Consider the following 12296-nt stretch of genomic DNA (forward strand, 5'->3'; position numbering starts at 1 on the left):
GAGGTAATATAAAATTATAATAAATTTCAACTTTTTATTAATTATTCATATAAAATTCATAATTTGTGTCGAGCTTTGACGTGTGCTATAATAATGAAGTTGAAAAAATAAAATAGGATAATCATGGAGGTTTTTATACATGACAGCAACTTGGGAAAAAAAGGAAGGTAACGAAGGTGTTTTATCTGTTACTGTTCCAGCAGAAAAAGTAGACAAAGCAATTGATCAAGCTTTCAAAAAAGTGGTTAAACAAATTAATGTGCCGGGCTTCCGTAAAGGGAAAGTACCTCGCCAAATTTTTGAACAACGCTTTGGTGTAGAAGCATTGTATCAAGATGCAGTTGATATCTTATTACCAGAAGCGTATGGTGAAGCTATTGACGAAACTGGCATTAAACCAGTTGATCAACCAGAAATCAATGTAACATCAATTGAAAAAGGTAAAGACATGACATTTGAAGCAAATGTTGTAGTTGAACCTGAAGTTGAACTTGGTGATTACAAAGGTTTAGAAATTGAAAAACAAAATACTGAATTAACTGAAGAAGAAGTACAAGAATCAATCGATCATCAACTTGGACATCTAGCAGAAATGGTTGTTAAAGAAGATGGTGCAGTTGAAAATGGTGATACGGTAAACATTGATTTTGATGGTTATGTTGATGGTGAACAATTTGAAGGTGGACAAGCTGAAGGCTACGATCTTGAAATTGGTTCAGGTTCATTTATTCCAGGTTTTGAAGAACAATTGGTTGGTGTTAAAACTGGCGAAGAAAAAGATGTTAATGTAACATTCCCAGAAGAATACCATGCTGAAGAATTAGCTGGAAAAGAAGCTACTTTCAAAACAAAAGTTAATGAAATCAAATATAAAGACGTTCCAGAATTAAATGATGAAATTGCAAACGAATTAGATGCAGAGGCTAACTCAGTTGATGAGTATAAAGAAAACTTACGTAAACGTTTAGCTGAACAAAAAGCTACAGACGCTGAGAATACTCAAAAAGAAGAAGCTATTAATAAAGCTACGAATAACACAACAATTGATGTTCCAGAAGCGATGATTAAAACTGAGTTAGACCGCATGGTTCAAGAATTTGGACAACGTATGCAACAACAAGGTCTTAATTTAGAAACTTATTTCCAAATTTCTGGACAAGATGAGTCACAATTAAGAGAGCAAATGAAAGATGATGCTGAGGAACGCGTTAAAACAAATTTAACATTAACTGCGATTGCTGATGCAGAAGAAGTAGAAGTATCTGATGCTGACATCGACAAAGAATTAGAAAAAATGAGTGAACAGTTTAATATATCTGTAGAAGATATTAAACAAACACTTGGTAACACTGACATTGTTAAAAATGATGTACGTATTCAAAAGGTTATTGATATGTTAGTAGAAGAAGCGAAATTAGTAGAACCATCTAAAGATGACTCTGAAGCATAACTAAAAATGTCACAAGCATATTGTTTGTAGAAACAAAGTATAGTTGTTTAATATTGTAAACTAGTAGCAGATGCATTCAATTAATGTGTCTGCTACAATGTTTTGTGCAAAAAACTTGAGATTTGTTCAAGTTGCATATTAAAATGCTATCTAGTATAGTCTTTAGGGAATAGGGGTGTAAATAGAATGTTCAAATTCAATGAAGATGAAGAAAATTTAAAATGCTCTTTCTGTGGTAAAGATCAAGACCAAGTTAAAAAATTGGTCGCAGGAAGTGGCGTATATATTTGTAACGAATGTATTGAGCTATGTTCAGAAATAGTTGAAGAAGAGTTAGCTCAATCAGAATCAGAAGGACTAACAGAATTACCAACTCCTAAAGAAATTATGGATCAATTAAATGATTATGTTATTGGCCAAGAAAAAGCTAAAAAATCTCTAGCTGTCGCAGTATATAATCATTATAAACGTGTTCAAAATTTAGGTCCAAATGAAGATGACGTGGAATTACAAAAAAGTAACGTTGCTTTAATTGGTCCAACAGGTAGCGGTAAAACCCTTTTAGCCCAAACTTTAGCTAAAACATTAAATGTGCCTTTTGCAATCGCAGACGCTACGAGTCTCACTGAAGCCGGATATGTTGGCGATGACGTTGAAAATATATTACTTCGCTTAATTCAAGCAGCTGATTTTGATATAGATAAAGCTGAAAAAGGTATCATTTATGTCGATGAAATCGACAAAATCGCTAGAAAATCAGAAAATACTTCTATCACAAGAGACGTTTCAGGCGAAGGTGTACAACAAGCGCTATTGAAAATTCTTGAAGGTACAACTGCAAGCGTGCCACCACAAGGCGGACGTAAACATCCTAACCAAGAATTAATTCAAATAGATACTACAAATATCTTGTTTGTACTTGGTGGTGCATTTGACGGTATTGATGAAGTCATTAAACGCAGACTAGGTGAAAAAGTCATTGGATTTTCTAGTAGTGAAGCATCTAAATATGATGAGGATGCTATCTTAGAACAAATCAGACCTGAAGATTTACAATCATACGGTCTAATTCCAGAGTTTATTGGTCGTGTGCCTATTGTTGCAAATCTAGAAACACTAGATGTTGATGCATTGAAAAATATTTTAACACAACCAAAAAATGCTTTAGTAAAACAATATACAAAAATGTTAGAACTAGATGATGTAGAACTAGAATTTACAGACGAAGCATTGTCTGCAATTAGTAACAAAGCGATTGAGCGTAAAACAGGTGCGCGTGGCTTACGTTCAATTATTGAAGAAGCATTAATCGATATTATGTATGATGTTCCATCTTCCGATGGTGTTGTAAAAGTGGTAATCACTGAAGAAACGATTAATGATGAAAAAGATCCTGAACTATACGATAAAGAAGGAAATCTCGTTAATAAGGAACAAACTTCTGCTTAATAAAATAGTTTGAAAATAAAGGGCTGAATCAAAGCGAATCAATTGATTAGTACTGGTTGCCCTATGAGTTTTGATTAACGTTGTATATATTAGATTATCAAAGTTTTATATTAGTCAATGTTGAAAATTAAGACTAAAAGGCTGAGACATTATAAATGTGTCTTAGCCTTTTTCTTTTAAAATGGAATATAAATCATATAAAAATACATATAAATAAGTGAAATTGTGTAATATAATAATGAAGTGACTTTAATAGAAAAGAGGGTCGGTAATGAAAATAAATCCTAATGAAATAGAATTATTAATCAGTGCGGTAAAGCCTGAACAATATCCTGAAACTGGTTTGAGCGAGGTAGGACTCAGTGGTCGTTCCAATGTTGGTAAATCATCTTTTATTAATAGTATGATTGGACGTAAAAATATGGCACGAACTTCACAACAACCAGGTAAAACACAAACGCTCAATTTTTATAATATTGATAATCAACTGGTATTTGTAGATGTGCCAGGTTATGGTTATGCTAAAGTGAGTAAAAAACAACGTGAAGCGTTTGGAAAAATGATTGAAAAATATATTTCTCAGAGAACGTCTTTAAAACTTGTCATTCAGCTTGTTGATTTGAGACATAATCCTACAGAAGATGATATTTTAATGTATAACTATTTGAAGTATTTTGATATTCCGACATTAGTAGTTGCTACAAAAGAAGATAAAATCGCTAAAGGTAAAGTACAGAAACATTTAGCCAATGTCCAGCGAAAACTTGAAATGGAACCTGAAGATGAAATTATCAGTTATTCTTCTATCCAAGCGAATAAGCAACAACAAGTATGGGATATAATTGCAAAATATATATAGAATGTTGAGAAAACGGTTAAAGCCTATAAATTATGACAACTATTTGAATGTAGATTAGAATATTTCTAATTTACGTGTGCAATATGCTTAACTCAAATGATAATTGTGTTATAATTTAGTTATTGTAATATGTATGGAGGGCGTTATAAATGCATTTAATTGCGATAAGCATTAATCATCGTACAGCAGATGTAGCACTAAGAGAACAAGTTGCTTTTAAAGATGATGCCATACGTTCAGCCAATGTTGATTTATTCGAAACTAAATCTATTTTAGAAAATGTAATATTATCAACTTGTAATCGCACAGAAGTATATGCTGTTGTTGATCAAATTCATACAGGTCGCTATTATATTCAACGTTTTTTAGCGAGAAATTTTGGGTTTGATGTTGAAGAGATTAAAGAAATGACTGAAGTAACTGTGGGGGACGCAGCAGTAAGACATTTATTGCAAGTTACTTCAGGCTTAGATTCTGTAGTGTTAGGAGAAACTCAAATTCTTGGACAAATTAGAGATGCATTCTTTATTGCTCAAGAAGAAGATACAACTGGTACTATATTTAATCATCTGTTTAAACAAGCGATTACTTTTGCGAAAAAAGCGCATAATGAAACGGATATTGCAGATAATGCAGTTAGTGTTTCATATGCAGCAGTTGAACTTAGTAAAAAAGTATTTGGCAAAATTAATAATAAAAGTGCTTTGATTATTGGTGCAGGGGATATGAGTGAGCTATCACTCTTGAATTTGATAGGTTCAGACGTAACTGATGTAACCATTGTTAATAGGACTGTGAGTAAAGCACAGAAATTAGCAACTGCACACAATGTTAAATATGAATCTATAGAGGCACTACCACAACTTTTGGCACATGCGGATATTGTGATTAGTTCAACGAGTTCAGATGAATATATCATTACAAATAGCATGATGGCTACGATTCAATCACAACGGAAAAATGATTCTCTCGTGTTGATAGATATTGCGGTTCCAAGAGATATTGAACCAGGCATAGATACGATTCAAGATGTTTTTAATTATGATGTTGACGATTTGAAAGGTTTAGTAGACGCGAACCTAAAACAACGTCAAAATGCTGCTGATGAAATTTTACAAAGAATTCCAGCAGAAATTGATGCACATAATGAATGGGTTAATATGTTAGGTGTTGTTCCTGTTATTCGCGCGCTTAGAGAAAAAGCGATGGATATTCAAGAAGATACAATGAGTAGTATTGATCGAAAACTCCCTGGATTAACAGAAAGAGAACGTAAAGTGATATCAAAACACACTAAAAGTATCATAAATCAAATGTTAAAAGATCCTATTAAGCAAGCAAAAGAGTTGAGTAGTGACAAAAAAAGTAACGAAAAATTAGAGCTATTTCAAAACATTTTTGACATTGAAGCTGAACAAGCCTATAAACCAAAAGAGAAAAAACGCAATGTAACAACAACAAGTCAAATTTTTAGTTTTGAATAAGTAAATGCAAATGGTGATGATATGCAAGAATTTTCGTTCATTAGATTAAATGAACTTATATTATTAATTTATTTATTTAGCATTGCTTGTTATTTTTATGATTTTTTGAAAAAGCATCATAGAGTTAAAATGATTGGTTTTGTTTCATTGGGGATTGTTTGGATGTTACAAACAATCTCTTTATCTTTATATGTAAATGTAACGAAACAAATTCCATTAGGTAATATATTTGATGTGTTTTTTGCTGTAGCATGGCTTATTATTTCTATTTCCATAGTAATCAATGTGATAAAACAAATAAACTTATCTATATTTTTATTTAATATGATTGGTTTTTTATTTATTGCAATCAATACGTTCCAACCTATGCATTATCAAAGCACTGGTGAAAAACTCAATATTATCAATGAATTGCTTATTGTGCATATAAGTTTGGCGGTAATTAGTTACGCATTATTTGCCTTTGCGTTTGTAAATTGTATCTTATATTTAATACAATACAATAATTTGAAGCAAAAACGGTTTGACCAGAAATATTTTAGAATAGGTAGTGTAGCTACGCTTGAACAAGTGGTATTTTACAGTAGTTTAATTGGTTTCATATTCATCATATTAAGTATTGTATTAGGTGCACAATGGGGGTTTAATACATTAGGGGTAAATATCATTGTAGATCCTAAAGTTATTATGTCTTCAATCATAACATTACTATATGGAATTTATTTAATTTTTAGAGTTAAAAAAATGCTAACAAAGCACAAATTAATTTATTTTAATATCATATTGTTTTGTCTTAGTATGATTAATTTATTTTTCGCTTCACATATATCTGATTTTCATCAATGGACAGGTATTTATTGAAGTGTGATTTAGTTGAATGAATAGACTTGTTTCTAGGAGGTTGCGCATGATGCGTAAATTAGTAGTAGGTTCACGAAGAAGTAAGTTAGCTTTAACACAAAGTAGACAATTTATTGATAAATTAAAAATGGTAGATCCAAGTTTAGAAGTGGAAATAAAAGAAATCGTAACGAAAGGCGATCGAATTTTAGATAAACAATTATCTAAAGTGGGCGGAAAAGGTCTATTTGTTAAAGAAATTCAAAATGCTCTATTTAATGGAGAAATTGATATGGCAATTCATTCTTTAAAAGATGTTCCAAGCGTAATTCCAGATGGATTGACTTTAGGCTGCATACCTGACAGAGAAAATCCATACGATGCATATATTGCTAAAAATCATGTTCCGCTAGAATCATTGCCAAATCAAAGTATTGTTGGTACCAGTTCGCTAAGACGTGGTGCACAAATACTTGCAAAATATCCACATTTACAAATAAAATGGATTCGCGGTAACATTGACACACGATTGAGTAAATTAAATAATGAGGATTATGATGCCATATTATTAGCTGCAGCAGGGCTAAAACGTATGGGTTGGTCAGATGATATCGTAACATCATATTTAGATGAGCATACTTTAATCCCTGCAATCGGTCAAGGTGCATTGGGTATAGAATGTCGTTCTGATGACAAGGAGCTGCTAGAGCTTCTTGCTAAAGTCCACAATGAGGATGTTGCAGAATGTGTAACTGCCGAACGTACATTTTTAGAACGCATGAATGGAAGTTGCCAAGTGCCTATAGGGGGCTATGCTAGTAAAAATAGTGATGGTACAATAGAATTTACAGGACTAATTATGTCACCTGATGGTAAAGAACGTTACGAACATACCGAGCGCGGGAAGGATCCTGTTGAATTAGGTGAAAAAGTAACAGAAGTCTTAAATACACAAGGTGCGTACGAAATAATAAAAGCACTAAACGAAGAACAATAATCGTTCGAGGTGAAAATAATGAGACCAGTTATAGTTATGACACAAACTTCTAAATTTAAACAAGATGATAAGCATATTTTACACAAGCCGTTTATAGATGTAGAACCTTTATCATTTGATATAAATTTATTAGATGTCGACTATGACTGGCTTATTTTTTCGTCTAAGAACGCAGTGAAGTATTTTCAACCATTTCTATCGCAAGTGAACGTAAAAAATTTTGCTGCAATAGGCGCTAAAACTGCAGAATATTGTAAATCATTGGGATTAGATGTATTATTTTATCCTTCAGATTATTCACAAGAAGGTTTTCTTAAATGTTTTCAAACTGCAAAAAACAGTAAAATATTGATTCCTTCAAGTGCTTATGCACGTCCTTTATTGCAGAGAAGTTTATATCAACAAGGGTATCAAGTTTGTAAAATTGATTTATACCGTCCAGTGCCACATACTAAAAATATAGCAGATGTTAAACGTATGATGCGAAATAATGAGCTAGATGTCATTACTTTTGCGAGTTCATCTGCAGTAAAATATTTTTTTGAGCAAAGTGAAACACCGCGATTTAATCATTATTATGTCATAGGACAACAAACCTTAGACACGGTCAAACAATATGGTTATGATGCAACAACATCAAATATTCAAACGTTAGATTCATTAATAAATAAAGTTGAAGAAAGTTGGGAAAATGATGCAATTTGATAGACATAGAAGATTACGTAGTAGTAAATCTATGAGAGAAATGGTTCGTGAAACACATATACACAAAGAAGATTTAATTTATCCTATTTTTGTGGTAGAACGAGACAATGTTAAAGAAGAAATTAAGTCAATGCCAGGTGTGTATCAACTTAGTTTAAATCTGCTTGATGAAGAAATTAAAGAAGCATATGATTTAGGTATCAGAGGCATCATGTTCTTTGGCGTACCTAATGAAAAAGATGCCATCGGTACAGGCGCTTTTGATCATAATGGTATTGTTCAAGAAGCAACAAGAAAAGCCAAAGCAATGTACAGTGATTTACTCGTTGTTGCAGACACTTGTTTATGTGAGTATACTGACCATGGTCATTGCGGTGTTATTGATGAAAAAACAAATGATGTAGACAATGATAAATCTTTACCATTACTAGTGAAAACTGCTATTTCACAAGTAGAAGCGGGTGCTGATATCATTGCACCAAGTAATATGATGGATGGTTTTGTTGCAGAAATTAGAGCAGGTTTAGATGATGCTGGTTATTATAATATACCAATCATGAGTTACGGTATAAAATATGCTTCTAGCTTTTTCGGTCCATTCCGTGATGCTGCTGAGTCTGCACCTCAATTTGGCGATAGAAAAACGTATCAAATGGATCCAGCAAATAGAAGAGAAGCATTGAGAGAGCTAGACAGTGATTTACATGAAGGTGCAGATATGATGATAGTTAAACCGGCATTAAGCTTTTTAGACATTATTAGAGATGTGCGAAATACGACTAATGTACCAGTAATTGCATACAATGTAAGTGGTGAATATAGCATGACAAAAGCTGCTGCACTTAATGGTTGGATTGATGAAAAACAAGTTGTGATGGAACAGATGATTTCAATGAAACGTGCAGGCGCAGACATGATTATCACATATTTCTCTAAAGATATTTGTAGATATATTGATGAACAATAAGGAGGCAATTTTAAATGGGATATAATAATTCTATAGAAGCAATGAAGACAGCTGAAAATCTAATGCCAGGGGGCGTAAATAGTCCAGTTAGAGCATTTAAATCTGTAGATACACCTGCGATTTTTATGGATCATGGAGAAGGTTCAAAAATATACGATATTGATGGCAATGAATATATTGATTATGTTCTAAGTTGGGGACCATTAATCTTAGGTCATAAAAATAAACAAGTTAATGAAAAATTACATGAAGCTGTTGATAATGGAACAAGTTTTGGTGCTTCTACATTAATTGAAAACAAGTTAGCAGAATTAGTTATTGATCGTGTACCTTCCATTGAAAAACTACGTATGGTATCTTCAGGAACAGAAGCAACATTAGATGCATTACGTTTAGCAAGAGGTTATACTGGTAGAAATAAAATAGTGAAATTCACTGGATGTTATCATGGTCATAGCGATTCGCTTTTAATCAAAGCTGGATCTGGCGTTGCAACTTTAGGATTACCAGATTCTCCTGGCGTACCCGAAGGTATTGCTAAAAATACAATATCAGTGCCATATAATGACTTGGCATCATTAAAAGTAGCTTTCGAAGAGTTTGGTGATGACATTGCTGGCGTTATCGTTGAACCAGTAGCAGGCAATATGGGTGTTGTACCACCAGTTGATGGATTCTTACAAGGTTTAAGAGATATCACAAATGAATATGGCTCATTATTAATATTTGATGAAGTTATGACTGGCTTTAGAGTAGGTTATCATTGTGCACAAGGTTACTTTGATGTGATGCCAGATTTAACTTGTCTCGGTAAGGTTATAGGTGGTGGATTACCTGCAGCAGCATTTGGCGGTAAAAAAGAAATCATGGACCATATAGCACCATCAGGTAATATATATCAAGCAGGAACATTATCAGGAAATCCGCTAGCTATGACAAGCGGTTATGAAACTTTGAAACAATTAACACTAGAGTCATATGATTATTTCAATAGACTGGGAGATATATTAGAAAGTGGATTAAAAGATATTTTTAAAAAACATAATGTACCCATAACTGTGAATCGTGCAGGTTCTATGATAGGGTATTTCCTGAATGAAGGACCGGTAACTAATTTTGAAGAAGCAAACCAAAGTGATTTAGAAATGTTTAGTCAAATGTATAGAGAAATGGCTAAAGAAGGCGTATTTTTACCACCTTCTCAATTCGAGGGGACTTTCCTTTCTACTGCCCATACAGAAGCGGACATAGAAAAAACATTAGCAGCATTTGATACTGCTTTAAGTCGTATTGTTTAATGTTAGTCATTTAAAAATTTAATGTTGGTATTTACTACTTAGCCAAATTAAACAGTATTTTAAAAGCTTCATTAACAAATATTTAATTGTACTTACTTTTTAGAGTTCTTTTTACCTTAATGGGGCGAGGATTCGAAATCAAATTAAGCATTTTGATTTCTAACTCGCTCCATTGTTTTAGTTAGACATGTATATATAACGATACTAAGGAAAGTTGTGAGCATATGAATAAGCATTTTAAAAATAATATAATCGTATTAATATTAGCGCTTATTTTTAGTTTGGCACTAAATGCTGCCCATGTTTTGCTACCATTTATGTTTGGTCCAATTATTGCTAGTATCGTTTGTATACGCTATTTACATTTAGATATAAAGTGGCCGTTTTGGTTGAGCCAAATCGGGTTAGTGCTTTTAGGTGTTCAAATTGGCTCTACGTTTACTAAAAATGTCATATTTGACATTAAAGATGATTGGCTCACGATTGTTTTAATAACAATTATGTTACTTATTTTAGCACTAATCATTGCTTATTTTTTCAAAAAAATTGCCAATGTAAATACTGAAACGGCAATTTTAAGTGTAATTCCTGGCGCTTTAAGTCAAATGTTAATAATGGCAGAAGAAAATAAAAAAGCGAATATCATGGTTGTTAGTTTAACTCAAACATCAAGAATCATTTTCGTAGTTATATTAGTGCCATTTATTTCGTATTTTTTTCAAAGCCCTGGAAATCATTCAACGTCTGGACAATCTACAGAAGTTTTGACACGGGCTTTAACAATTCCCAATATGGCTTTACTCATTATCGCAATAGTCGCTATTTATTTTGTTATGTCAAAAATAAATTTTCCAACCAAGCAATTACTTGCGCCTATCCTCGTACTGATATGTTGGAACTTAGTTACAGGCGTGACTTTCACATTAGATAATTACATCATTGCTGCAGCACAAATCATATATATGATTCGAATAGGGATACAAATAGCAAAATTACTTGACCAAATGAAAGGAAGAATTGCAATAGCAATAGCATTTCAGAATATTTTATTGATATTATTAGCATTTGTCATGGTCTTGTTTATAGCAACGGTATCTCATCATCAAGTAAATGAACTATTCCTTGGTGCTGCGCCTGGGGGTATGAGTCAAATCGTATTAGTTGCTATTGAAACTGGCGCAGATGTTGCGATGATATCTAGTTATCATATCTTTAGAATTTTCTTTATATTATTTTTAATTGCACCGATGTTAAATTATTTTCTTAAATTTAGAGAAAGTCAACGTGAAAGCAATAAAAATGATTAGCGAAATATAACTTTGTAAATCTTTTATTTTTTTACAATAATTTAATATTTAATATATTGAACAACACATTTCTGTTTGATATTATAGAAGAGAAGTACCTCCAGTACTTCATCCTTTTGACCACTCTTCGGAGTGGTTTTTATAAATTTAAATTTTCATGATTTTATGCATATCATTTATATATTTATGACATCGATTCACTTTTGAAAGATTCCTAGTTGTTTAATCTAAAAACATGAACAAAAGCTCATGCCAGACTGACGACAAAGTCTCTAATATGCTCCTCCATGTAGACATTTAAAAATAAAAACTATGAGGGAGCATGTCACTTTTTATACCAAAACTAGTTTGATGTTAATGAAAACCCTCACCGTTGTATATATTAGGATTATAAGGACATGATTGTAAGTGAGCGTTATATAGTCCTGCTGCCTCTAAAAATGAGAAGACAGTTACCGGACCTAAAAAACTAAATCCATATTGTTTTAATTTTTTAGAAAGTTCAGTTGCACGTTGATCGACTGTAATCCGTTCACTTGATTGAATATAACCTAAATCGAGTGGTTTATGATCGACATAAGACCATAAAAATTTACTGAAACTGCCGTAATCTTGCTCAATTTTGAAATAACCTTTAGCTTGATTGACAATAGCCTCTAATTTTTTTCTGTTATGAACAATATTAGGAAATGCCATTAACTTATCAATATCTTCTGAAGTCATTTTTACAATTTTAGCTGGATTGAAATTATAAAATGCTTGTTCATACGCTTCTTTTTTCTTTAAAATGGTTAACCAAGATAGACCAGCATGTTGGGATTCTAACGCCATTAATTTAAACAATTTCAAACTATCATATATAGGATGTCCCCAACTTTCATTGTGATAATTAATATATACAGGATCTGTAGTGCCGAACGCACATTCATTCATAAATTTC

At 32.4% G+C, this 12296-nt stretch carries 11 protein-coding genes; 10 read left to right on the forward strand and 1 reads right to left on the reverse strand.

The window, feature by feature from the left end; all coding sequences use genetic code 11:
• Nucleotides 1-139: 139 nt before the first annotated feature.
• From tig to JG554_RS05890, 10 genes are all read left to right on the forward strand, one after another.
• Complete coding sequence (tig, locus tag JG554_RS05845; RefSeq protein WP_046207661.1) at nucleotides 140-1450, forward strand: trigger factor; 1311 nt, start codon at nucleotides 140-142, stop codon at nucleotides 1448-1450.
• A 186-nt stretch (nucleotides 1451-1636) separates the two neighbouring features.
• Nucleotides 1637-2899 carry an ATP-dependent Clp protease ATP-binding subunit ClpX gene (clpX, locus tag JG554_RS05850; RefSeq protein ID WP_046207660.1) on the forward strand — a complete coding sequence of 421 codons (1263 nt, stop codon included), beginning with the start codon at nucleotides 1637-1639 and terminating at the stop codon, nucleotides 2897-2899.
• 271 nt (nucleotides 2900-3170) lie between these two features.
• Nucleotides 3171-3758, forward strand: coding sequence for a ribosome biogenesis GTP-binding protein YihA/YsxC (gene yihA / locus JG554_RS05855; protein ID WP_046207659.1), 588 nt, complete (start codon nucleotides 3171-3173; stop codon nucleotides 3756-3758).
• A 149-nt stretch (nucleotides 3759-3907) separates the two neighbouring features.
• Entirely contained in the window at nucleotides 3908-5242 is a 1335-nt protein-coding gene (gene hemA, locus JG554_RS05860; RefSeq protein ID WP_046207658.1) for a glutamyl-tRNA reductase, read from the forward strand.
• 21 nt (nucleotides 5243-5263) lie between these two features.
• Nucleotides 5264-6103: a cytochrome C assembly family protein gene (locus JG554_RS05865; protein ID WP_064208860.1), complete on the forward strand. Its 840-nt coding sequence runs from the start codon at nucleotides 5264-5266 to the stop codon at nucleotides 6101-6103.
• Between the two features lie 49 nt (nucleotides 6104-6152).
• Entirely contained in the window at nucleotides 6153-7079 is a 927-nt protein-coding gene (hemC, locus tag JG554_RS05870; RefSeq protein WP_070039339.1) for a hydroxymethylbilane synthase, read from the forward strand.
• 18 nt (nucleotides 7080-7097) lie between these two features.
• Nucleotides 7098-7784, forward strand: coding sequence for a uroporphyrinogen-III synthase (locus JG554_RS05875; RefSeq protein WP_046207656.1), 687 nt, complete (start codon nucleotides 7098-7100; stop codon nucleotides 7782-7784).
• Nucleotides 7774-8751: a porphobilinogen synthase gene (gene hemB / locus JG554_RS05880; RefSeq protein WP_046207655.1), complete on the forward strand. Its 978-nt coding sequence runs from the start codon at nucleotides 7774-7776 to the stop codon at nucleotides 8749-8751. The genes JG554_RS05875 and hemB overlap by 11 nt, the downstream gene beginning before the upstream one ends.
• A gap of 14 nt (nucleotides 8752-8765) precedes the next feature.
• The gene (hemL, locus tag JG554_RS05885) at nucleotides 8766-10049 is read left to right on the forward strand and encodes a glutamate-1-semialdehyde 2,1-aminomutase (protein WP_070039341.1); all 1284 of its coding nucleotides are present in this window, start codon (nucleotides 8766-8768) and stop codon (nucleotides 10047-10049) included.
• A 224-nt stretch (nucleotides 10050-10273) separates the two neighbouring features.
• On the forward strand, nucleotides 10274-11356 hold the full coding sequence (locus JG554_RS05890; RefSeq protein WP_064208863.1) for an AbrB family transcriptional regulator: 1083 nt from the start codon (nucleotides 10274-10276) through the stop codon (nucleotides 11354-11356).
• 354 nt (nucleotides 11357-11710) lie between these two features.
• Here the strand turns inward: JG554_RS05890 and JG554_RS05895 are convergent, their stop codons facing one another.
• Nucleotides 11711-12289 carry a DNA-3-methyladenine glycosylase I gene (locus JG554_RS05895; RefSeq protein WP_046207652.1) on the reverse strand — a complete coding sequence of 193 codons (579 nt, stop codon included), beginning with the start codon at nucleotides 12287-12289 and terminating at the stop codon, nucleotides 11711-11713.
• Nucleotides 12290-12296: the final 7 nt, after the last annotated feature.

It is taken from the genome of Staphylococcus sp. 11-B-312 (genome assembly GCF_016743055.1).
Classification (GTDB): Bacteria; Bacillota; Bacilli; order Staphylococcales; family Staphylococcaceae; genus Staphylococcus; species Staphylococcus ureilyticus.

What these genes read in the sequence shown, in the direction of transcription:
- yihA (WP_046207659.1), top strand. Translation starts at nt 3,171, where the DNA reads ATGAAAATAAATCCTAATGAAATAGAATTATTAATCAGTGCGGTAAAG.
- hemC (WP_070039339.1), top strand. Translation starts at nt 6,153, where the DNA reads ATGCGTAAATTAGTAGTAGGTTCACGAAGAAGTAAGTTAGCTTTAACA.
- JG554_RS05890 (WP_064208863.1), top strand. Translation starts at nt 10,274, where the DNA reads ATGAATAAGCATTTTAAAAATAATATAATCGTATTAATATTAGCGCTT.
- hemB (WP_046207655.1), top strand. Translation starts at nt 7,774, where the DNA reads ATGCAATTTGATAGACATAGAAGATTACGTAGTAGTAAATCTATGAGA.
- hemA (WP_046207658.1), top strand. Translation starts at nt 3,908, where the DNA reads ATGCATTTAATTGCGATAAGCATTAATCATCGTACAGCAGATGTAGCA.
- hemL (WP_070039341.1), top strand. Translation starts at nt 8,766, where the DNA reads ATGGGATATAATAATTCTATAGAAGCAATGAAGACAGCTGAAAATCTA.
- tig (WP_046207661.1), top strand. Translation starts at nt 140, where the DNA reads ATGACAGCAACTTGGGAAAAAAAGGAAGGTAACGAAGGTGTTTTATCT.
- JG554_RS05865 (WP_064208860.1), top strand. Translation starts at nt 5,264, where the DNA reads ATGCAAGAATTTTCGTTCATTAGATTAAATGAACTTATATTATTAATT.
- clpX (WP_046207660.1), top strand. Translation starts at nt 1,637, where the DNA reads ATGTTCAAATTCAATGAAGATGAAGAAAATTTAAAATGCTCTTTCTGT.
- JG554_RS05875 (WP_046207656.1), top strand. Translation starts at nt 7,098, where the DNA reads ATGAGACCAGTTATAGTTATGACACAAACTTCTAAATTTAAACAAGAT.
- JG554_RS05895 (WP_046207652.1), bottom strand. Translation starts at nt 12,289, where the DNA reads ATGAATGAATGTGCGTTCGGCACTACAGATCCTGTATATATTAATTAT.